Annotated in this window: 14 protein-coding genes; 5 read left to right on the top strand and 9 right to left on the bottom strand. The window is 66.8% G+C overall.

Annotated features, from left to right (window positions below; translation table 11 throughout):
• Positions 1-88 precede the first annotated feature (88 nt).
• On the top strand, positions 89-454 hold the full coding sequence (locus tag ACVILL_RS12200) for a nuclear transport factor 2 family protein (RefSeq protein ID WP_456729265.1): 366 nt from the start codon (positions 89-91) through the stop codon (positions 452-454).
• Between the two features lie 124 nt (positions 455-578).
• Positions 579-2,336, top strand: coding sequence for an alkaline phosphatase (locus ACVILL_RS12195; protein ID WP_456729264.1), 1,758 nt, complete (start codon positions 579-581; stop codon positions 2,334-2,336).
• Between the two features lie 190 nt (positions 2,337-2,526).
• Here the strand turns inward: ACVILL_RS12195 and ACVILL_RS12190 are convergent, their stop codons facing one another.
• From ACVILL_RS12190 to ACVILL_RS12165, 6 genes are all read right to left on the bottom strand, one after another.
• The gene (locus tag ACVILL_RS12190) at positions 2,527-4,875 is read right to left on the bottom strand and encodes an OmpA family protein (RefSeq protein ID WP_456729263.1); all 2,349 of its coding nucleotides are present in this window, start codon (positions 4,873-4,875) and stop codon (positions 2,527-2,529) included.
• Between the two features lie 389 nt (positions 4,876-5,264).
• Positions 5,265-5,651 (bottom strand): VOC family protein, encoded by a 387-nt coding sequence (locus tag ACVILL_RS12185; protein WP_456729262.1) that lies wholly within the window; start codon positions 5,649-5,651, stop codon positions 5,265-5,267.
• 77 nt (positions 5,652-5,728) lie between these two features.
• Entirely contained in the window at positions 5,729-6,586 is an 858-nt protein-coding gene (locus ACVILL_RS12180; RefSeq protein WP_456729261.1) for an FkbM family methyltransferase, read from the bottom strand.
• Between the two features lie 30 nt (positions 6,587-6,616).
• Positions 6,617-8,617: an ABC transporter ATP-binding protein/permease gene (locus ACVILL_RS12175; protein WP_456729260.1), complete on the bottom strand. Its 2,001-nt coding sequence runs from the start codon at positions 8,615-8,617 to the stop codon at positions 6,617-6,619.
• Positions 8,618-9,051: 434 nt separating this feature from the next.
• A complete protein-coding gene (locus ACVILL_RS12170; protein ID WP_456729259.1) occupies positions 9,052-10,092 on the bottom strand; it encodes an IS110 family RNA-guided transposase in 1,041 nt (346 codons plus the stop codon).
• Between the two features lie 203 nt (positions 10,093-10,295).
• On the bottom strand, positions 10,296-12,440 hold the full coding sequence (locus ACVILL_RS12165) for an ATP-binding protein (RefSeq protein ID WP_456729258.1): 2,145 nt from the start codon (positions 12,438-12,440) through the stop codon (positions 10,296-10,298).
• A gap of 330 nt (positions 12,441-12,770) precedes the next feature.
• Here ACVILL_RS12165 and ACVILL_RS12160 point away from each other — a divergent pair, with 330 nt between their 5' ends.
• From ACVILL_RS12160 to ACVILL_RS12150, 3 genes are all read left to right on the top strand, one after another.
• The gene (locus ACVILL_RS12160; RefSeq protein WP_456729257.1) at positions 12,771-13,052 is read left to right on the top strand and encodes a FeoA family protein; all 282 of its coding nucleotides are present in this window, start codon (positions 12,771-12,773) and stop codon (positions 13,050-13,052) included.
• A gap of 7 nt (positions 13,053-13,059) precedes the next feature.
• Positions 13,060-14,934: a ferrous iron transporter B gene (feoB, locus tag ACVILL_RS12155; protein WP_456729256.1), complete on the top strand. Its 1,875-nt coding sequence runs from the start codon at positions 13,060-13,062 to the stop codon at positions 14,932-14,934.
• Positions 14,935-15,045: 111 nt separating this feature from the next.
• The gene (locus tag ACVILL_RS12150; protein ID WP_456729255.1) at positions 15,046-17,805 is read left to right on the top strand and encodes a bifunctional acetate--CoA ligase family protein/GNAT family N-acetyltransferase; all 2,760 of its coding nucleotides are present in this window, start codon (positions 15,046-15,048) and stop codon (positions 17,803-17,805) included.
• A 6-nt stretch (positions 17,806-17,811) separates the two neighbouring features.
• On the opposite strand, the gene ACVILL_RS12145 is transcribed toward ACVILL_RS12150, so the two are convergent.
• From ACVILL_RS12145 to ACVILL_RS12135, 3 genes are all read right to left on the bottom strand, one after another.
• On the bottom strand, positions 17,812-19,353 hold the full coding sequence (locus ACVILL_RS12145) for a bifunctional aminoglycoside phosphotransferase/ATP-binding protein (protein ID WP_456729254.1): 1,542 nt from the start codon (positions 19,351-19,353) through the stop codon (positions 17,812-17,814).
• A complete protein-coding gene (locus ACVILL_RS12140; protein ID WP_456729253.1) occupies positions 19,350-20,333 on the bottom strand; it encodes a zinc-dependent alcohol dehydrogenase family protein in 984 nt (327 codons plus the stop codon). Before ACVILL_RS12140 ends, ACVILL_RS12145 begins: the two co-directional genes overlap by 4 nt.
• A gap of 392 nt (positions 20,334-20,725) precedes the next feature.
• Complete coding sequence (locus tag ACVILL_RS12135) at positions 20,726-21,511, bottom strand: succinate dehydrogenase iron-sulfur subunit (RefSeq protein ID WP_050402509.1); 786 nt, start codon at positions 21,509-21,511, stop codon at positions 20,726-20,728.
• Between the last annotated feature and the right edge of the window lie 5 nt (positions 21,512-21,516).

Below are 21,516 nucleotides of genomic sequence, written 5' to 3'. Positions count from 1 at the left end.
TCTAACCCAGGTTCCGCAGCGACGCCAGTTGACTTGCCGACTGTCAGTCGATAAATACCGACCATAAGTCGGTAAATGGAGAGTGCCCATGCCCTCGCTCAAGACGCTGCAAGCCTTCGCTGACACGGTCGAGTCCAACGACCATGTCGGTGCCATCAGGAACTTCTACTCGGCCGATGCCCGCACCCAGGAGAACGACGGCGAATGGCGCGTCGGCCGCGAGGCGCTGGCGGCGCGCGAGGCCGCGGTGCTCGCCGCGGTCGCCGGCGTCAAGACCACGCGGCTCGGGCCGCTCTTGATCGACGGCGATCACTCCGCGATCTGCTGGCGGTTCGAATTCACGGCCAAGGACGGCAAGGTCCGCAGCATGGAGGAGGTCGCCTGGCAGACCTGGCGCGGCGAGGAACTGGTCGAGGAGCGCTTCTTCTACGATCCGCAACAGATGGCGCGCTGACGGCGCCGACGTTCCTGGCGGCCCTTGCGGCAATAGGTCCCGGCGCCGCCTCATTGCGGCGTCATTCACCGCCACTAGCCTCCGCCCTTACCGCGCATCATGCGCAAGGGGCGGAGCATCGATCATGATCAAGTCTATGGCCGGCGTGGCCGTCAGCCTGTTGTTGTCGGCAGCGCCGGTGCTCGCGCAGACCATCTATCCGATCGATCGTGCCGGTATCCTCACTGGCGCCAAATTCGACTTCAAGGTCGAATTTCCCGGCGTGGTCGATCAGGCAAAGCTGAATGTGACGCTGAACGGCGCGGACTATGCGACAACGTTTGGTCAGCCCGGCACGTTCACCGCGCGCGAGGCAGGCAAGGAGCAGTCGGCTCTGCTGCTGCGCGATGTCTCGCTCACGACGCCCGGCCCGGTCACCGTTGAAGTCAGCGACGGCACGCAGAGCCGCACCGTGACCTGGACGGTCTACGACACCGGGGCGCGTAAGGCCAAGAACGTGATCCTGTTCATCGGCGACGGGATGTCGCCGTCGCACCGTGTCGCCGCGCGGATCCTCTCCAAGGGAATCGCTGAAGGCAAGAGCCGCGGCAAGCTCGCGATCGACGACATGCCGCAGATGGCGCTGGTCGCAACTGCAGGCTCGGATTCGATCATCACCGATTCGGCGAATGCCGCAAGCGCCTACGCCACCGGCCACAAGGCCGCGGTCAACGCGCTCGGCGTCTACGCCGATCGCACGCCCGATCCGCTCGATGATCCCAGGGTCGAAACCATCGCGAGCCTCGTCAAGCGCAAGGCGGGCCTCGCCGTCGGCATCGTCACTAACACTGAGGTCGAGGACGCGACGCCGGCGGCGATGGTCGCGCATACCCGCCGCCGCGCCGCCTATGATGCGATCGTCGCGCAATATTTCGACGCCAGGCCCGACGTGCTGATGGGCGGCGGCGCCGCGAACTTCCTGCCGCAGTCCGCGGCGGGATCTAAGCGCAAGGACGATGTCGACTATCTCGCGCGCTTCCGCGATGCGGGTTATCCGGTCGCGACCACCGCGAGCGAGCTGAACGGGCTGGCCGCGAAGCCGGAGACCCGGCAATTGCTCGGCCTGTTCGCGCCCGGCAATATGGACGGCGCGCTCGACCGCAAATTCCTCAAGGGCGGCGGCGTCAAGAAATTCCCCGAGCAGCCCGACCTGACCGAGCAGGTCCAGGTCGCGCTCGCGGTGCTGTCGAAGCACGAATCCGGCTTCTTCCTGATGGTCGAGTCCGGCCTGATCGACAAATACGCCCATCTGCTCGACATGGAGCGCGCGGTCTACGACACCATCATGCTCGACAATGCGGTGCGGCTGGCAAAGGACTGGGCGAAGGCGCGGGGTGACGACACGCTGATCCTGGTCGTGGCCGACCACAACCACCCGAACAGCCTGGTCGGCACCATCAATGACGACATGGCGGCTGTGCCCAACGTGCCGCTGCGCGAGCGCGTCGGCGTCTACGAGAAGGCCGGCTTCCCGAACTATCCGGCGCCCGATGCGGAGGGTTATCCGTCACGCGTCGATGTCTCCAGGCGGCTTGCGATCTTCTCGGCCAGCCTGCCGGATCATTATGAGACGTTCCGCCCGAAACTCGACGATCCGAACGAGCCGACCGCGAAGGGCGATGCGCCCGATACGTTCAAGGCCAACGACAAGTACAAGGACGTTCCTGGCGTCGTGCTGCGCTTCGGCAATCTGCCGGCGATGATCGGCGCCAGCGTGCATTCCGGCGAGGATGTCATCCTCACCGCGACCGGGCCGGGCAGCGAGCGCGTCCACGGCTCGATGGACAACACCGAAGTGTTTCGCGTGATGGTCGAGGCGCTGGGGCTCGGTGCGGGGAAATAATCTCGCCGTCATTGCGAGCGAAGCGAAGCAATCCATCGCGCCGCAAGCGGAGAAATGGATTGCTTCGTCGCTACCGCTCCTCGCAATGACGGGATGGTGGACCTGGCCTGCTGACACGTGTTTCACGCCGTCACAAAACAAAAATGGCCGGGATCGTTCCCGGCCATTTCGTAGTGTGATGTCTCCCGGCTCAGCGCGGCGGGGCGGCGGAGGCGGTGCCGCCGTTGAGCAGCGGAGTGATGCGGCGGACGGTGACGCGCCGGTTGATGCGGCTCGGTCCGTCGGTCTGCTCCTTCGGATATTGCGAGCCGTAACCCTGCGAGGTCAGGTTTTCCGCCGGCACGCCGAACTGCTGCGTCAGCAACTCGGCGGCGGATTGCGCACGGCGGTCGGACAGCGACAGATTGTCGGTGTCGTTGCCGGTCGCGTCCGTATGGCCTTCGATCAGGAACACCTCGCGCGGATTGCGCTGGATGGCCCGGTTGAGGCCGTCGGCGATCACCTGCAGCCTCGCCGCCTGGTCCGGCGGGATGGTCCACGATCCCGAGTCGAAGTTGATCGTGTTGACGTCGATGCTCGGCATCTGCATGCGGACATTGGGGCTGTAGCGGATCTCGTCGAGCGAATAGCGCCGATCGATCCGCTGCACCGGCGGTGCCTCCATGGTCTCGTAGATCACGTCGGGCGACGCGTCCTGAGCGTCGACGATGTAGCGATCATAGGGAATGTTGACCACCGGCGGCGGCGCGTCGACATAGAAGCCGCCGACCGCCCGCGGATCGCGATAGCTGTTGTCGATGATGACGACCTCGCGTCCGCCGGTATCCCTGCGGATACGGCGCAGCATCTGGCCGTCGGAGCCGACCACGGTGATGATCTCGCTGCCGTCGGGACGAACCACGACGGTGCGGGTTTCGCCGCCGACCGTCTCGGTGCGGATGTCACGCGCGCCATAGCGGAAGCGATAGACGTCGTCGCCGCGCACATAGGCCTGCCCGCCCGGATCGCGGATGATGACGCGGTCCGGCTCGGTGTAGATGGTGCGGCCGCCTTCGACCACCTCCTGCCGCTGGCCGTGCAGGTCGGCGATGCTCCCGCCGATGATGGCACCGGCCACCACGCCGGCACCGACCGCGGCGCCGATGGCGAGCGGCTTGATGTTGTCATGCCGTGGCGGCGGCGGCAGCGGTGCTGCGACCGTTGGCGCAGCGCGGAACGCAGGCGCAACCGTCGGCGGGGCGTATTGCGCGCGGCCGGGCGGCGGCGTTGCGGCGGCCGAGCCGGGGACGACCGACGGTGCCGGCGCGCCCATGGCGGCTCCCTGGGCTGGCGATACGCCGGGCGCAACGCCGGGGCGTGCGGCCTGACCCGGAGCCGGCGCAGCAGCAGGCGCGCCCGCTGTTCCCGGGGCCGCGGGCGTGCCGGGCGGTGTCGCCGGACGTCCCTGCTGACCGGGTGCCGCTGGCGCCGGAGTGGCAGCGGGAGCACCCGTTGCTGCGCCGGGGGTTGCAGGCGTTCCGGGAGGTGTGCCTGGACGTCCCTGTTGACCGGGCGTCGGTGTCGCGCCGGGTGCCGGCGTCGCGGTGCCGGGTCGCGCCGGCGCGCCTGCTGCGGGAGGCGTCGTCGCTGACGGCGCGGGCGTTGCCGGAGAGGCCGCGCCGGGCGGCTGCTTGGCGCCGCCGGGACGTTCGCTACCGGGACGTTCACCACCCGGACGATCACCAGGCCGGCGCTCGGCCGGTGCCGCAGCTCCCGGAGCTGGTGTCGCAGCTCCTGGCGCTGCCGGCGTCGGTGTTCCGGCCGCGGGCGGCGTGCCGGGGCGCGCCGGCGTGCCGCCTGGCGTGGGTGTCGGTGGCGTATGTGCGGCACCCGGCGCTGCCGGAGTGGCGCCCGGCGTGGGTGTCGGCGGGTGCGCGGCTCCCGGCGCGGGAGTAGGCGTCGTGCCCGGCCGCGCTGCCGCGGGCGGCGGAGTCGGCGTGGGATGTGCAGGCGCTGCTGCGGGCGGCGTCGCAGGTTTCGCGGCTGCGGGCGGCTCCGGCTTTGCAGGTGCGGGCGATGGCGCCGGCTTCGCGGTTGGCGGCTCGGGCCGCGCGGGTGCGGCTGCCGGCGGCGTCGCGGGCTTCGCGGCGGGCGGTTCAGGCCGTGCCGGAGCGGGCGGCGGTGCCGGATGCGGTGCGGCGGCCGGTGGCGGCGCCGGCTTTGCGGGCGCAGCTGCGGGCGGTTCGGGCCGCGCAGGCGCTGCGGGCGGGGTCGGCTTCGCGGGCGCTGCGGCAGGCGGCGGAGCCGGATGCGCCGGCGGTGCGGCAGCGGGCGGCGGCGCCTGCGGATGCGGCGCGGCGGCCGGCGGTGTCGGACGTGCCGGAGCGCCCGGCGCAGGCTTCTCCGGTCGCGCCTTCGGCTTTCCGTCAGGTCCGAGTTCTTCCTTCTGCTGCGCCTGTGCGACGACCAGCGGCGAAGTTTGGGCGTGCGACGCTGAAGTCGCGAACGGCATTACCGTCATCGCAGTCGTGGCGAGCAGCACGAGACGAAGCTTTGTCATGTCTTGGAGTCCCCGGCGGAAAGTCTGGGCAGGAAAGAAAGTGAGAACCGAACAATTCGGCAGGACGATGAATTGCCAGCCGTTAGGCCGGATTGTGGCGAGCGACGAATCATCGGCGAAGTTTATTTCGACATTATAACGGGTTGCGTGCGCATTTGTTCACGGCGCATTCAGAAGAAATGCCCGGACACAGTTGCAGTCCATGTGGAACCAAGGCGCGCAAATGACTCACTGCGGCGCGGGTCCATCTGTCGCAGCCATCGGGCGGCGGTCCGGACGCCCATGTACTGGTGATATACGTCGCGGCGGCTCGCCGGGCTCGGACACAGCTTCGGGAACCTCCGGCTGAGGATTGCCCGCGTCGTCGTCGGAACCTCGGGTTGAACGCGTTATCCGGGCGTGTGGCAGACCGCCTCGATGTTGTGCCCGTCGGGATCGAGCACGAACGCGCCGTAATAGTTCGGGTGATAATGCGCGCGAATGCCGGGCGCGCCATTGTCGCGGCCGCCGGCCGCCATCGCCGCCTTGTAGAAGGCGTCGACGGTGGCGCGGTCCCTTGCCGTGATGGCGATATGCACCGGCTTGTTCATCGCGCCTTCGCCGCCGATCCAGAAATCCGCCTTGCCGTTGGCGCCGAAGCCTGCCGCCGGCGCGTGCCCGGTCACCTCCGCGGGCACTTCCATGATCAGGCTGTAATCGAGCGGTGCCAGCGCCGCCCGGTAGAACGCCTTGGCGCGTTCGTAGTCAGAGACCGAAAAGCCGATATGGTCGATCATCGCGAGCCTCCCTTGTTGTTGCGGATCTGGGTCCGCGATCTCGTTTCACCTCTCCCGCGCGCGGAGGAGGGGTCCGCTCAGGCCCGCATCAGCAGCGTGTTGCTTCGCGTCCGGCCCTGCTCGACGTAACCGCGCGTGTGCATGTCCGCAATGCAGTCGTCGGTCCATTCGTCCTTTGACAGATGCTCGATCACGACCGCGCGCGGCCACAGCTGTTCCGGCGCGTCGCGGAGGAAGCCGATGAGGACGCGGTCCTCGAAACCTTCGACGTCGATCTTCAGCGCATCGACCTTGGCAGCGCCGGCCTCGTCGAGGATGCGTTGCAGTCGCAGCGACGGCACCTTGAACGCCTTGCCGGTCGGCATGCCGGTGACGATGTGGCTGGCGCCGAGATTGTCGCCGTCGGTCTCGATCATCAGCTCGCCATCGGCAGGTCCAGCGGCCGCTGCAACCAGGCGGACCTGCGAATAGCCGGACGCCTGCGTGTTGAACTTGAGCCGCGCATGCGTCACCGGATGCGGCTCGATCGCGATCACCTTGCCATTGGGGCCGACGTCATGCGCCAGCGCCAGCGCATAGGTGCCGACATTGGCGCCGAGATCGACGAAGGTGCCGCCGGCGGCGACATGCCGGCGCAGGAAAGCGAGCTCCTCAAGATTGTAGTCGGGATTGAACAGCGCGCCGCGCTCGGTCGCGCTCTGTTGATGATAGAAGCGGAACGATGCGCCCTGATAGGTCACGTCGAGCGGCCCCGTGCCGAACAGATTGACCAGCCGCGACAGCCACGGCCGGAACGCGCCGCGCTTCAGCCCTGAACCGTGCGCCAGCCGGATGATCGCGGCCTGCGCCGCATTGGGCGCGAAGGCGCCGAACGGCGCCGGCGAAATGTCGTTGCTGGGGATCACGCATAGCCTCATCAAAAGCGCGGCATGCATAGCCGGTTTTGACGGGAGCGCCAATGACCGTTATGCCGCCTTGCCCGACGTCCGCCGCTGCCGCAGGAAGCCCCCGAGCAATCGTCGTCTGCCCTTGCGCGGGATCAGGTCGACGTCGCTGACCAGCCTGGCCCCGCCCTTGCGGCGCTCCAGCACGATCTTGCGGCTGTGAAATGCCTCGAGCTCGACGCGATGAGCGACGCTGACGATGGTCGCCTTCGGCAATTCCGCCGTCACCATCTCCATCATCTTGTCCTGGCTCTTCTCGTCGAGTGCGGAGGTCGCCTCGTCGAGCACGACGATGTCGGGCGCGTGCAGCAGCAGGCGCGCAAAGGCGAGCCGCTGCTTCTCGCCGCCGGACAGCGTCTGGTCCCACGGCGCGTCCTCCTCGATCTTCTCCTTGAGATGGTCGAGGCCGACCTTGCGCAATGCATCGCCGATCTCCTCGACGCTCCAGTCCTCCGCCGCGGCGGGATAGGCCACCGCGCGACGCAGCGTGCCCGTCGGCACATAGGGTTTTTGCGGCAGCATGAACAGGCGGCGGTCCGCGTGCAGGCTGACGCTGCCGCCGCCCCACGGCCACAACCCGGCAATGGCGCGGACCAGCGTGCTCTTGCCGGTGCCGGATTCGCCGGCGACCAGCAGCCGTTCCCCCGGCTCGATCACGACCTCGGTCTCGCCGACCACGGCGGTGCCATCGTCGAGCGTGACCGAGAGGTCGTTGAGGCTCAGCATGGCGTTGTCCGCGGTCTCGCCGCGCGTGATGCGGCCGAAGCCGCCGCCGGTCTCGGCGCGCTCGAGGCCGTCGAGCGACATCATCAGCGACGCGATGCGGCGGGCGCAGGCATTCCAGTCGGCAAGCCGCGGATAATTGTCGACCAGCCAGCCGAACGCAGCCTGCACGATGGTGAAGGCGGACGCCGCCTGCATCACCTGGCCGAGCGACATACTGCCGTCGAGGAATTTTGGCGCGCACAGCAAAAGGGGGATCACCGGCGCAATCAAGCCCGATCCCTGCGACACCAGCGTCGTGCGCATGTGCTGTCCGGCGAGCCGCGCCCATTGCCGCAGCACGTTCGAGAACGTCCTGTCGATGCCGTCGCGCTCCTCGGTCTCGCCGCCGAGCAGTGCGATGCTTTCGCCGTTCTCGCGGACCCGGGTCAGGACGTAGCGGAATTCGGCTTCGGCCTGGTTCTTGTCCTCGGAAATCTGCGCGAAGCGGCGCCCGATCGCCATGATCGAGCCGGACGCGATCGCGGCATAGATGATCGCGGCAACGACCAGAAAGCCCGGGATGGTGACGGACGCGCCGCCGAGCGTCAGCGTCAGGGCGCCGCCGATCGTCCACAGCACCACAATGAACGTGACGGCGGACAGCAGCGCGGAGGTCACGCCGGCGATGAAATCGACCGGCGAGTCGGTCGCAATCCGCAGATCCTCCGCGATCCGGTATTCCGGATTTTTGTGATCGCCGTCGACCAGGTTGAGCTGGTAGTACCGGCCATTCAACAGCCAGCGCGAGACGACGGCGTTGGTCAGCCAGGCGCGCCAGCGCCGCTGTATGGCCATGCGGCCGAATACCTGGGCAACCCCCAGGAGCACGCTGCCGATCGCGAGCGGAAAGAAGATGGCGGTGAGGTGAAAGACAGTGGCCGCGTCGCGCTGCTCGATCGCATCGAAGATCGCGCGATTCCAGACGTTGATGCCGTACTGGACGGCAACATTGGCGACGATGAGGAGCAACAGGCCGATCGTGAACAGCCCCGCCAGGCGGTCGCCGCTCTGGCCCCAGTAGCCGCGCGCGGTGATCCAGAACCGTGTCAGCAGATAGTCCTTGCGCGCCTCTTCGGCCTCTTCGGGCGACAATTCGGGATCGGGTTCGAGGACTTCCGGCGGCGGCGGTTCGACGTGATCGCCGCCTTCGGCGATGACTTCGACGAATTCGGATTTGTCGTCCGCTTCTGTCGGCGCGGCGGCGTTCGCCGAAGATGGCTTGCGCGAAGATCCGGATTTTGCCGCGGCCTTGCCCATGTCACGACAACGCGAGGCAAATCAGACGGTTCCGTTCGGTTCCGAGGCCGTGCGACAGAATGGCCCGACGGGCGGCTCAGCAATTTCCTGTCAATCACTGGCGATGACACCGCGTGTTTGACACCCTGAATCGAGCACTCATCCTCATCGTCGTCCCGGCGAAGGCCGGGACCCATATGTGGACGGCCCCCGTGGCACAAGAGGTTTCTGGAACTGGTCGGATCGCTGTCATCCATATGTCCGGCCTGTTTGATGCGGTCGGATTGACCGCTGGGCCAAGATGGTTTCCGCGACGCGAGTGCCAAACAACCTGGCGACCTTCTGAAGGCCAATGGGTCCCGCGGCTTGTCTCGCGTGCTGGATCGATCGATCATTCCATCTGCTCTTGCAGCTCCGGTTCGGCCGGCGAGTGCAGCGTCCGGCCGGCCAAACTCTTAGGTGACGATTGCCGGCGCGGCATTGATCCGTGCGGCGTCGTAGTTCTCGCCCGTGACCATCAGCTTCCAGGCGATGCGGGCAACCTTGTTGGCGAGCGCCACCGCCGCCAGCTTCGGCGGCTTACGCTTGAGCAGCGCAACGAGCCAGCGCGAGGGCTGGCCGCGTCCGAGCCTTGCTTGCCGGATCACCGCAGTGGCTCCTGCCACGAGCAGCCGACGCAGGGTCTCGTCGCCGGCGCGGGTGATCTTGCCGAGCCTGGTCTTGCCGGCGGTGGAATGGTCTTTGGGTGTCAGGCCGAGCCAGGCCGCGAACCACCGGCCGGAGCGGAACGCGTGCGGGTCGGGGGTCTTCATCACCAACGCCGTCGCAATGATCGGACCGACCGAGGGGATCTGGGCCAGACGGCGGCTCGTGGCGTTGGCCCGGTGCCAGGCCAAAAGCTTGGCCTCGATCGTCTTCACTTCGCCCTGCAGCTGCGTGTAGTCGCGGCCCTGCATGGCGAACAGCTCACGCGCCAGCGCCGGAAGGCTCTCGTCCTGCGCAATCCGTGCCAGCAGCGGCTCGATCTTGTCCAGTCCCTTGGCGGCGACCAGGCCAAACTCCGCCGCATAGCCGCGGATCGCATTGCTGAGCTGGGTGCGGCGGGCGATTAGCCCGTCGCGGACGCCCGTCAGCATCAGCGCGGCCTGCTGCTCGGCGCTCTTCACCGGCACAAACCGCATCCGCGGCCGGCTCATCGCTTCGCACAGCCCGTCCGCGTCTCGCCCGTCATTCTTGTTGCGTTCCACATACGGCTTCACCAGCTGCGGCGCCATCAGCTTCACCTCATGGCCGAGCTTGCCAAGCTCCCGAGCCCAGTAATGGGCCGCACCGCACGCCTCCATCCCGACCACGGTCGGCGGCAGTTTGGCAAAGAACTCCAGCACCTGCTTGCGCGACAGCTTCTTGCGCAACACCGCCTGCTCCGCCGCATCAACCCCATGCAGCACAAAAATATGCTTCGACGTATCCATTCCAATGCGGATAATCTCTCTCACGGACGGCTCCCTTGTCTGAGATTTGCAACAACCTCATTCTGGCACACTGATGCCGTAGGGGGCCGTCCACCCCATCAACCCCAAATGCTGCTTGTTGTGGGACGCTGCGACGACGAGTCCACCTTCACAACACGAGCCGCGGCGTATGGGTCCCGGCCTTCGCCGGGACGACGGCGGATGTGCGGCACGCGCATGCGATTCATTCACTCCGCCGGCGCCTGATCCCGCTTCAGCCGGCGCGAGCGCGCGGCCTTGTGCAGCACGCGCGCGAGCTGCTCGGCCGAATAGGGCTTCTGCAGCAATTCGAAACCACCGCTGCCCTGTTGCGACAGCACCTGGCTGTAGCCGGAGGCGAGCACGATCGGCAGATCGAGCCCCTGCCGGCGGATCTCCTCCGCGAGCTCGATGCCGCTCATGCCGGGCATCACGACGTCGGTGAACACCAGGTCGAACCGGCTCGGGTCGACGGCGAGCTCCTCCAGCGCGTGGGTGGCGTTGTCGACCAGCACGCAGGTGCAGCCGAGCTGGGTCAGCGTGTCGGCGGCGAACTTGCCGACCTCGGCATTGTCTTCGACGATCAGGACCGACGCGCTGGTCCGATCGACCGAGGGCGCATCCTCCGTGAGCGGCGGTTGCGTGCTGTGCTCACCGGTGACGCGCGGCAGATACAGCGTGAATGTCGTCCCTTTGCCGACCTCGCTGGAGACCGTGACCTCGCCGCCCGACTGCTTGGCGAAGCCGAACACCTGGGACAGGCCTAGGCCGGTGCCGTGGCCGACCTCCTTGGTAGTGTAGAACGGCTCGAAGATGCGGCCGAACAGCTCCTGCGGAATTCCGACGCCGGTGTCGGCTACCGACACCGCGACATGGCCGTACGGGCTCGGCGGCCCGCTCATCGCGGGCGGCAGATCGTCCACGGCGCGGACCGCGATCGTGAGCCGGCCGACGCCGTCCATCGCGTCGCGCGCATTCACCGCCATGTTGATGATTGCGGTCTCGAACTGGCCGGCATCGGTATTGACGAGACAGGTCTCGTCCGGCACCTGCGCCGTGATCTCGATGCGCGAGCCGATCAGGGTTGCGATCATCTCGCTCAGCGTGCGGACGTTCTGGCAGGCGTCGAACACCTCGGGCTTGAGGGTCTGCCGGCGCGCGAATGCTAGCAGCTGGTTGGTCAGCTTGGCGGCACGGTTCACGGTGTTGGAGATCGCATCGATGTAGCGCTGCCGCCGCGGCTCCGGCAGATCCGGCCGCCGCAACATGTCGACCGAGGCGCGGATCACGGTGAGCAGGTTGTTGAAATCGTGCGCGACGCCGCCGGTGAGCTGCCCGAGCGCCTCCAGCCGCTGGCCGTGCCGCAACGCCTCCTCGGCCTCGATGCGCCGGTTGGCCTCCTCCTGCAGGCGCTGGGTTCGCCGGAAGGCGAGCGCGAGCAGGCCGAACAGCAGTGCGGTGGCCGGGATGCCGAAGATCAGGTGCTGGGCCATGGTCGATATCCAGCGCGAACGGATCGCCTCGGTTTCGAGGCCGGCGCTGACATAGATCGGATATCCGGCCAGCCGCTCATAGCGCATGCGCCGTTCGATGCCGTCGGCCGGGGACTGGATCGTCATGGTACCGGCCTCGGGATGGGCGACCAGCTGTTGTCCGAGCGGGCCGCCCGGCTCGAACCGGATGTCGTGGTCGAGCACGGGAAAGTGCGCCAGCACCGTGCCATCGGCCCGGATCAGCGCCAGGAAGCTGCCGGGCTCGCTGCCGATCCGGGCGTAGAAATTCTCGAAATATTCCGGAAGCACCGAGGCCTGGATCACGCCGGCAAAGCTGCCGTCCTGGTTGCTGCGGCGCCGGCCGACGCCGAAGAACCGCGACCCCTGATAGGGCGGCCGCGGCTTCAGCACCTCGCCGATATAGGTGCCGATGTCGCCCTGGGTATGGATGCGGAAGTAGTCCCGATCCGAGAAGTCGACGTCGGGAGCCGGCTGCACCAGGCTGTTGACGAGGGCGCGGCCGTTGGCATCGAACACCCAGACCGATTTCACCTGCGGCAGCGCCAGGGCGACCTGACGCAGCCGCTGGTGCAGGCCCTTGTCGTTGGCCACGATGTCGTCGTCGCGCATGCCGCGGATGACCTCGGTGACTTCGGCGAGGCTGCGATCGATGGTCTCGAACACCTTGAGCGCGTGCTCATGGGTGACATCGAGGGTCCGCTGGATCTCCTGGTCGGCGGCATCGCTGGTCGAGATCCACGACATTGCGGATGCAAACGCGAACAGCGCCAGCGGAAGGGCCAGCGAGGCGGCCATCATCCATTGCAGCAGTCTCAAGGAATTGCGGTGTGCGGTCTGCACGGGCGCTCCGGCTCCTTGCGGACCTTAACGCAAACCGTTGCGGCGGAGAAAGCGAATCCCCGCCTTGGCGGGCTGCCCGGGGGCTGCTTTGTCATTCCGCGGCCGCTCAAGGTTACCGGAGGCCGACCTGGATCGGTCAATTGGGAGCCAGCTCACGTCCGGGGCGCGGCGCGGACGGCGCGCGGTGCCATCACGGCCTCGTTAGCACTTCGCCGGCAGTCAAGCGGAAAATCGATCCGGATGCCGCCTCCGGACGCTGTTTTTAGGAGTTCTAAAACCTCTCACGGGCAAATGCTTGACCCTGTGACTACCTGCTGAAAAACAGGCCGCATGACAGGCGATCCAAACAACTCAGACGACATCCGGCTCGGGCATGCGGATCGCGGTTTTGTCGGCAAGATCATCAGGCTCGATGCGCTCGTGACGGGCTCATCGCTCGCTCCGCAGGAGCTGGAGCAGCGCCTGGTCGAGATGGGATTTGTGGAAGGCGCGCGCGTGGAAATCCTGCATGAGGGCACGATCCGGAGAGACCCGATCGCGGTGCGCGTCGACAACATCACGATCGCGCTGCGCCGGAGCGAAGCCATGGCTGTAATCGTAGAATGGCTGTGATCGTCGAATGACCACTGCATCCCTGCGTCTGGCGCTGGTCGGTGCGCCGAACACCGGCAAGACGTCGCTGTTCAACAGGCTGACCGGCAGCACCCAGAAGGTCGCCAACTATCCGGGCGTCACGGTCGAGCGCAAATCCGGCGGCTTCGTCACGCCGGAGGGCCGCAGCGTGACCGTGCTCGACCTGCCCGGCACCTATTCGCTGCGCGGCCGCAGCCCGGACGAGGAGATCACCCGCGACATCGTGCTCGGCCGCTTCGACGGCGAGGCGGTGCCCGATCTCGTGCTTTGCGTCGCCGACGCCACCAATCTGCGGCTGACCTTGCGGCTGGTGCTCGAGCTGAAGCGGGTCGGCCGGCCGATGATGCTCGTGCTCAACATGATCGATATCGCCAAGCGCCGCGGCGTTACGATCGACCTCGATCGGATGTCGCACGAGCTCGGCCTGCCGATCGTGACCGCGGTCGCGGTCCGCAAGGGCGGTGTCGACGAACTCGTGAAGCGGACCGACGAATTCCTGGCGAAGTCGCACGAGGCGGCGGCCAGCGAATGGACGGCGCCGACGATCGCCGATCTCAAGGCGGCGCAGCGCGAGGCGGACCGCATCATCGCCGCGGCGGTGACGCTGCCGGCCAAGCCCGACACGCTGACCAACCGGATCGATTCGGTCGTGCTGCATCCGGTCTGGGGTCTCATGATCCTGGCCGTGATCCTGTTCGTGATGTTCCAGGCGGTGTTCACCTGGGCGCAGCCGGCGATGGAGCTCTTGTCGGACAGCTTCGCCGCGCTCGGGCAGTTGATCCATGACATCCTGCCCGAAAGCTGGAGCCTGTTGCAGAGCTTCCTGCAGAACGGCGTGATCTCCGGCGTCGGCAGCGTGATCGTGTTCCTGCCGCAGATCATCATCATCTTCCTGTTCATCCTGCTGCTGGAAGATTTCGGCTACATGGCGCGCGCCGCGTTCCTGATGGACCGCATCATGGGCGGCGCCGGGCTGCATGGCCGCGCCTTCATCCCGCTGCTGTCGAGCTTTGCCTGCGCCATCCCCGGCATCATGGCGACGCGGGTGATCGACAACCCGCGCGACCGCCTCACCACGATCCTGATCGCGCCATTGATGACCTGCTCGGCGCGCATTCCGGTCTACACGCTGATCATCTCGGCCTTCGTCCCGTCGACTACACTGTGGGGCTTCGTCAATCTGCAGGGGCTCGTGATGTTCGGCCTCTATGCCGCCGGCATCACCAGCGCCCTGACGGTCTCGGCAATCGCAAAATTCTTCCTGTGGCGCGAGCATGCGCCGGCGCCGTTCATGCTGGAGTTGCCCGATTACAAGATCCCGCGGCTGCGCAGCATCGCGATCGGCGTGTTCAATCGCGCCAAGATGTTCCTCTATCGCGCCGGCACCACGATTCTCTCGATGATGGTGCTGATCTGGTTCCTGGCGTCGTTCCCGACCGCGCCCGCGGGCGCGGAGGGACCGGCGATCAATTACAGCTTTGCGGCGATGATCGGCCATGCGCTGGAGCCGCTGCTGCGGCCGATCGGCTTCAACTGGCAGATCGCGGTGGCGCTGATCCCGGGCATGGCGGCGCGCGAAGTCGCGGTCGCGGCGCTCGGCACCGTCTATTCGATCGAGGGCGGCAAGGAAGCGGCGGATGCGATCGGCCAGGTGCTGGCGCAGAAATGGACGCTGGCGACCGCGCTGTCGATGCTGGTCTGGTACATCTTCGCCCCGCAATGCGCCTCGACGCTCGCGGTGATCCGCCGCGAGACCGGCGGCGCGAAGTGGATGGTGGTGACGTTCCTGTACATGCTGGCGCTGGCCTATGCTGCGAGCTTCCTCACCTTCAACCTAGCGCGGGCGCTGGGCCTCAACTAGTTCAGGTGCCGCGTTCCGTCGCGGCCGCGACGGGTGCAATAGGCCGCGCGACCAAGTAGAGTCGACTCGCGGGCGCCTCGCGCGTCCACGGGTTCCCTGCGAGACCACGCAATGTCGACGTTCGGCCTGGAGCGGGTATTTTCGCCTCGAAGCATCGCGGTGGTCGGCGGCAGCCCGCGCCCGTCGTCGCTCGGCGCTGCGGTGCTCAGAAACATCAAGGCGAGCGGCTTTGCCGGCAAGGTCGGCGTCGTCAACCGGCACTATTCCGAAGTCGACGGCGAGCCGACCGTTCCCGATCTGAAGTCGCTGCCATTCGTTCCCGACCTCGTCGTGATCAGCGCACCGGCGGCTGCGGTTCCGGAGATCGTCGCGGAGGCGGGTCACGCCGGGGTTGCCGGCGCGGCGATCCTGTCGGCCGGTCTCGGCCACGGCGCGGGCTCGCTTGCGGAGGCCGCGGGACAGACCGCGCGGCGACATGGCATGCGCCTGATCGGGCCGAATTGCCTCGGCGTCATGGTGCCGCGCGCCAAGCTCAATGCGAGCTTTGCCTCGCATCAGCCCTCGGACGGACATGTCGCATTGATCTCGCAGTCCGGCGCGGTCGCGTCGGCGATGATCGAATGGGCGGCCGAGCGGCGGCTCGGGTTCTCCGGCATCGCATCGATCGGCGATCAGCTCGATGTCGACGTCGCCGACCTGCTGGATTATTTCGCGCTCGACGATCATACCGGCGCGATCCTGATCTACCTCGAGGCGGTCAAGGACGCGCGCAAGTTCATGTCGGCGGCACGCGCCGCGGCGCGCATGAAGCCGGTCATCATCGTCAAGTCGGGACGGATGGCGCAGGGCGCAAAGGCCGCCGCGACCCACACCGGTGCGCTGGCCGGTTCCGATGCGGTCTATGATGCCGCGTTCCGCCGCGCCGGCATGCTGCGCGTCTACGATCTTCGACAATTGTTCGATTGCGCCGAGCTGCTCGGCCGCGGCTTCGTCCCGCGCGGCAACCGGCTGGCGATCCTGACCAATGGCGGCGGGCTCGGCATCCTCGCGACCGACCGGTTGGCCGAGCTCGGCGGCGTTCCCGCGACGCTCGCGACCGAGACGATCGAGCGGCTCGACAAGGTGCTGCCGTCGGGCTGGTCGTGCGCCAACCCGGTCGACATCGCCGGCGACGCCGATGCGGCCCGCTACGTCGTGGCGCTCAACGCGCTGCTCGATGACGCGAACAGTGACGCAGTGCTGGTGGCGAACGTCGAGACCGCGGTGGCGCCGGCCATGGGAATTGCGGAGGCGGTGGCGCAATGCGTGCGCGATCGCAGGACCAAGCGGAGTGCGGTCGCAGCACTGGTGCTTGCGGCCTGGGTCGGCGCCGACGAGCGCACTGGCGCGATCTTCGAGGCGGCGCGGATTCCGCATTTCCCGACCGAGGACGATGCGGTGCGCGCCTTCATGTATCTGGTGCGCTATCGCGAGGCCTCCACGGCGCTCGCCGCGATCCCGCCCGGCGTCGCATCGGTCTTCACGCCGGAGACCGCGACGGCGCGGCACGTCGTCGTGAAGGCATTGTCGGAGGGGCGCGCCTGGCTCGATCCGGCCGAGATCGTCGCGCTGTTCGAGGCGTACGGCATTCCGATCGTGACGACACTCGTCGCCGAGAGTGCCGAGGACGCCGCCGAGAAGGCCGCGCCGTTCCTCGCCGAGGGCCACGCGATCGTGGTCAGGGTGCTCTCGCGCGACATCCGGCACGCCTCCGCTGTCGGCGGGGTGATCCTCGACCTGCGCACCAAGGACAGCGTCATCGAGGCCGCCAGGACCGTCATGGCGCGGGCACGGAGCGCGCGGCCGGATGCCACCCTGCAGGGCGTGACGATCCAGCCGATGATCGTGCGGCGCGCGGCGCGCGAATTGATTCTCGGCATCGCCGACGATCCGACCTTCGGTCCGGTGATCGTGTTCGGCCGCGGCGGTCCCGCGGTCGAGGTGATCAACGACAAGGCGCTGGCGCTGCCGCCGCTCGACATGAATCTCGCGCGTGAGCTTGTCGGGCGCACCCGGGTCTCGCGGCTGCTCGGCGGCTATGGCGATGTACCCGCCGTCCCGGCCGATGTGGTGCCGCTCACCCTGGTCAAGCTGGCGCAGATGGCCGCCGACATTCCCGAGGTCGCCGAGCTCGATATCAATCCGATGCTGGCGGACGACAGCGGCGTGCTGGCGCTCGATGCGCGGGTCGCGATCCGCAAGCCGGCGCGGCTGTTTGCCGGCCACACCAGGCTCGCAGTCAGGCCCTATCCGTCGCAATGGGAGGGCGAGCTTGCGCTACGCGACGGCTCGCGCGTCACGGTGCGTCCGATGCGGCCGGAGGACGAGCCGATGGTCGAAGGCTTCTTCCGGCGCGTCACCGCCGAAGACCTCAGGCTGCGCTTCTTCCACGCGATGAAGGAATTCTCGCACGCGTTCATCGCGCGCCTGACCCAGCTCGACTATGCCCGCGCGATGGCCTTTGTGGCGCTCGATCCGACGACCGGCGAGATGATGGGTGCGGTCCGGCTGCATTCGGACTCGCTCTACGAGAACGCCGAATATGCGATCCTGCTGCAGTCCGATCTGAAGGGCAGAGGGCTCGGCTGGGCGCTGATGCAGCTCCTGATCCACTATGCGCGGTCGGAGGGATTGCAGCGCCTGTCCGGCCAGGTGCTGACCGAGAACACCACGATGATCGGGATGTGCCGCGAGCTCGGCTTTACCGCGACGATGGATTCGGACGATCACAGCATCGTCGACGTCATGCTCGACCTTCGCAAGCCGGGCGTCGATGCGATCGGCGCTGATATCCTGATCCGGCCCGCTGCGGCTGGCCGCTTGGTCGATTGAAGCGGTTCACAGACAGGCCGTGCTGCGTTGAAGCGTGGTCGCTGGCGTACCGGACGCGTCTACAACGTTCCAGCCTATGCTCCCGGTCTCAATATTCTCCTGAAGCAGGACCACATCGGATGTCGCGTCCGATACGTCGTGTCGTCGCGAGGCGACGCGACGCAGGCGTATGGCGCGATCGGCGGTCAGGAAGACGCCACGGAACTCAACCTTGCCGTTGCGAGCGACGACTTCTGCGGCATCACGCTCGGCCGGCTTCAGGAATGCCGCGTCGAGGATCACCGAGATCCCCTGGGCAAGGGTGCGCTCGGCGTGTTCGAGCATGGCCCGATAAACGCGATCGGAAGCTTCAGGAGTATATGTCGCCGCCGGAAGGGTGGTGTGCTCGCTTACGTCATGAAGTTGTTTGCGAATGACGTCGGAGCGCAACACCAGGGCGCCGGGCGGCGGCGCGACCAGGTGCGCGATGTCACGGGCCAGCACGCTCTTGCCCGTGCCTGACTTTCCGCCGATCGCGAGCAGGATGGGGCGCTCCGGTGCGACGAGCCGAAGCGCGAGGTCGAAGTATCTGCTCGCAATTGCCGCAATCGCTTGATCGTGCGGATGTTGCTGCCGCTTGGTGAGGAGTACGTTGGCCCGGATCGCAGCGCGAATTGAGAGAAACAGCGGCAGCAGGGAGAGCGCACTCGATTGTTCGGACCAGGAGGCCTGCATGTAGCTGTTGAATAGCCTGTTGGCGGTAACAATGCTCCCCGACGCCAGGAGATCCATCAGGGGAAATGCGAAATCGTACAGAACATCCGTTGTCGCGATATCCGGGTCAAATTCGATCGCGTCGAACAGGACCGGCTTGCCGTCAATCAAGACGATATTGCCGAGATGTGCGTCGCCGTGGCAGCGACGTACCTGGCCCGATGCCGCGCGGGCGCGCAGAAGCCCGCGACTCCGCGCCAGTTCGCGATGACTCAATTCATGCAGTTTGTCGATGCTGTCGCGCGCGAGGTCTGGCGCGCTTCTGAACTGCTCCGTGTTGCGGTCGATGATCACGGGAAGCGAGGCAAGCCAGTTCGATCGATCGCTGATGGCGGCCGCTCGATGAGAATCGAGCAGGACGGCGGCCAGATCGTCGCCGAGTTCCGCCGCGTGGGCGTCCGGTGCAAGGCGGTCGAGAGTCCTGCTTTCGTCAAAACGGGCCATTTCAACCGCCCACTCGACAACGGGGCCAGCCCCTCCGATTGCCAGGCCGTCGCGTTCGCGCGTGATTGGGATCACTCCACGATAGATCGAGGGCGCGTGGCGCTTGTTGACAGCGATTTCGTCCTCGCAAGCACGCCGTCGCTTCTCCAGCGTCGAGAAGTCCAGATAAGGGAGCTTGACCGCTCGCTTGACCTTCAGGACACGCGAGGGTTCGAGGAAGACGATCGAACAGTGAGTATCGATTCGTTGCACGGCTACGTTTGGCCGCCCCGATCCGGCCAGAAACGACAACACGGCGGCCTGCCCGGCTTCGCCTGTCGCCCCATCGGTTGATGGCGCCGGCGTCGTCATGGTTTCAGAACGGCTGCGCCGACAAGCCCGCCGTCCCGCAGGCGCGCGAGCGCTTCGTTCGCGTGATCGAGCGGGAAAACGGTGACATGCACTCGGAGTCCGGCGCGCGCCGCGGCCTTCAGAAAGTCGATGCCATCCTGTCGGGTCAGGTTGGCGACCGATAAGATCTGCCGCTCTCCCCAAAGGATGCTGTACGGAAAGCCCGGGATGTCCGACATATGAATGCCGGCGCAGACCACGCGGCCACCTTTGCGCAGTGCACGCAGTGCAAGCGGGACAAGAGGGCCGGCGGGCGCGTAGATGATCGCGGCATCAAGCTCTGCCGGCGGCCGATCTTCTGAAGCTCCGGCCCAGCATGCGCCGAGTGACAATGCCAGATGCTGTGCGTCGGTGTCGTCCCTGCGGGTGAAGGCGTAGACGCCCCGTCCTTGCCAGCGGGCCACTTGCGCGACAATGTGTCCCGCCGCGCCGAATCCATAAATGCCGAGTTTGCGGCCGTCGCCGGCCATCACCAACGAGCGCCAGCCGATCAGGCCAGCGCACAGCAGCGGTGCAAGCTCGGCATCCTCGCCGTGCTCGCCGAGCGGGAAGCAGTAGCGCGCGTCCGCTACCAGATGGGTCGCAAAGCCGCCGTCGCGCGTATAGCCGGTGAACAGCGGGTCATCGCAGAGGTTTTCCTTGCCCTCTCGGCAGTAAGGACAGCGTCCGCAAGTCGAGCCGAGCCAGGGAACGCCGACGCGGGTACCGAGAAGGGCATCGCTTGCGCCGTCACCGATTGCGTCGATGCGGCCGACCACCTCGTGGCCGGGAACGATCGGATAGGCGATGTTCGGCAATTCTCCGTCGACCACATGCAGGTCGGTGCGGCAAACGCCGCAGGCGCCGATCCTGACGCGCACCTCGCCACGGCCCGGAACCGGATCCGGCCGTTCCACATATTGCAGCCGCGCGCCGTGCGCGGGCAGGATCATGGCGTGCATGACGGACCTCACTCCGGTCTGTGACCCTCCTTTGATCACGAGACATTGGCCCTGTTTTGATCTCCGTCAACGCCGATCGGCGGTTCCAGTTTCGGCTCGCCGGCAATGCGAAGGGATCAGCCGCGGATGAATTTCGGCAGGAAACGACCGCCTGCAGGACAATGTGGATTGTTGGCATTCGCGCGCCGAGCGGGCACGGCGGTCGGCACAGCGACAGCTCGATCAGGCCATCCGCGGGCGCATCATGAAGGTTGTCGCGCCAATGAGGAGCTCGCACACCGGGCTTGCCGCGTGCGAGGCGACAATGGCGGTAGGTGCCGCCGCCATGACAGAGGCCTGGACGCGGCATGCGGCGGCGCGCCGATAGCGGCGCCGGCCGCGGCTCTGTCGGATCAGATCTGGCGTTCGACCATCTTGAACTTGAGCTCGGCGATCGCTTCCGAGGGATTGAGTCCCTTCGGGCACGCCTTGGCGCAGTTCATGATGGTGTGGCAGCGATAGAGCCGGAACGGATCCTCGAGATTGTCGAGGCGTTCGCCGGTCGCTTCATCGCGGGAGTCGGTGACCCAGCGCGTCGCCTGCAACAGTGCGGCGGGACCGAGGAAGCGCTCGCTGTTCCACCAGTAGCTCGGACAGGAGGTCGAGCAGCAGGCGCACAGGATGCACTCGTAGAGACCGTCGAGTTTCTCGCGGTCCTCGTGACTCTGCCTCCACTCCTTCTGCGGCGTCGGCGTCGTGGTCTTCAGCCACGGCTCGATCGAGGCATACTGGGCGTAGAAGTTGGTGAGGTCGGGGACGAGGTCCTTCACCACCGGCTGGTGCGGCAGCGGATTGACCTTCACCGCGCCGCCGGCGCCGACGTCGTGCATCGACTTGGTGCAGGCCAGCGTGTTCTGGCCGTCGATGTTCATCGCGCAGGAGCCGCAGACGCCTTCGCGGCACGAGCGGCGGAAGGTCAGCGTCGGGTCGATGTGGTTTTTGATCCAGATCAGACCGTCCAGCACCATCGGGCCGCAGTCGTGGGTGTCGACATAATAGGTGTCGACGCTCGGATTCTTGCCGTCGTCCGGGTTCCAGCGATACACCCGGAATTCGCGCGTCTCGGTGGCGCCGGCCGGCTTCGGCCAGGTCTTGCCGCCGGAAATCTTCGAATTCTTCGGAAGTGCGAATTCAACCATGCTTG

Source organism: Bradyrhizobium sp. USDA 3364 (assembly GCF_054056355.1).
The sequence above is the reverse complement of the archived record's forward strand: the minus strand, read 5'-3'. Positions and strand labels throughout refer to the sequence as shown.

Excerpts from the sequence above, each read along its gene's own strand:
- ACVILL_RS12180 (WP_456729261.1), bottom strand. The coding sequence starts at position 6,586 with ATGCATGCCGCGCTTTTGATGAGGCTATGCGTGATCCCCAGCAACGAC.
- ACVILL_RS12160 (WP_456729257.1), top strand. The coding sequence starts at position 12,771 with ATGACAGGCGATCCAAACAACTCAGACGACATCCGGCTCGGGCATGCG.
- ACVILL_RS12200 (WP_456729265.1), top strand. The coding sequence starts at position 89 with ATGCCCTCGCTCAAGACGCTGCAAGCCTTCGCTGACACGGTCGAGTCC.
- ACVILL_RS12195 (WP_456729264.1), top strand. The coding sequence starts at position 579 with ATGATCAAGTCTATGGCCGGCGTGGCCGTCAGCCTGTTGTTGTCGGCA.
- ACVILL_RS12150 (WP_456729255.1), top strand. The coding sequence starts at position 15,046 with ATGTCGACGTTCGGCCTGGAGCGGGTATTTTCGCCTCGAAGCATCGCG.
- ACVILL_RS12190 (WP_456729263.1), bottom strand. The coding sequence starts at position 4,875 with ATGACAAAGCTTCGTCTCGTGCTGCTCGCCACGACTGCGATGACGGTA.
- feoB (WP_456729256.1), top strand. The coding sequence starts at position 13,060 with ATGACCACTGCATCCCTGCGTCTGGCGCTGGTCGGTGCGCCGAACACC.
- ACVILL_RS12140 (WP_456729253.1), bottom strand. The coding sequence starts at position 20,333 with ATGCACGCCATGATCCTGCCCGCGCACGGCGCGCGGCTGCAATATGTG.
- ACVILL_RS12135 (WP_050402509.1), bottom strand. The coding sequence starts at position 21,511 with ATGGTTGAATTCGCACTTCCGAAGAATTCGAAGATTTCCGGCGGCAAG.
- ACVILL_RS12185 (WP_456729262.1), bottom strand. The coding sequence starts at position 5,651 with ATGATCGACCATATCGGCTTTTCGGTCTCTGACTACGAACGCGCCAAG.
- ACVILL_RS12175 (WP_456729260.1), bottom strand. The coding sequence starts at position 8,617 with ATGGGCAAGGCCGCGGCAAAATCCGGATCTTCGCGCAAGCCATCTTCG.
- ACVILL_RS12145 (WP_456729254.1), bottom strand. The coding sequence starts at position 19,353 with ATGACGACGCCGGCGCCATCAACCGATGGGGCGACAGGCGAAGCCGGG.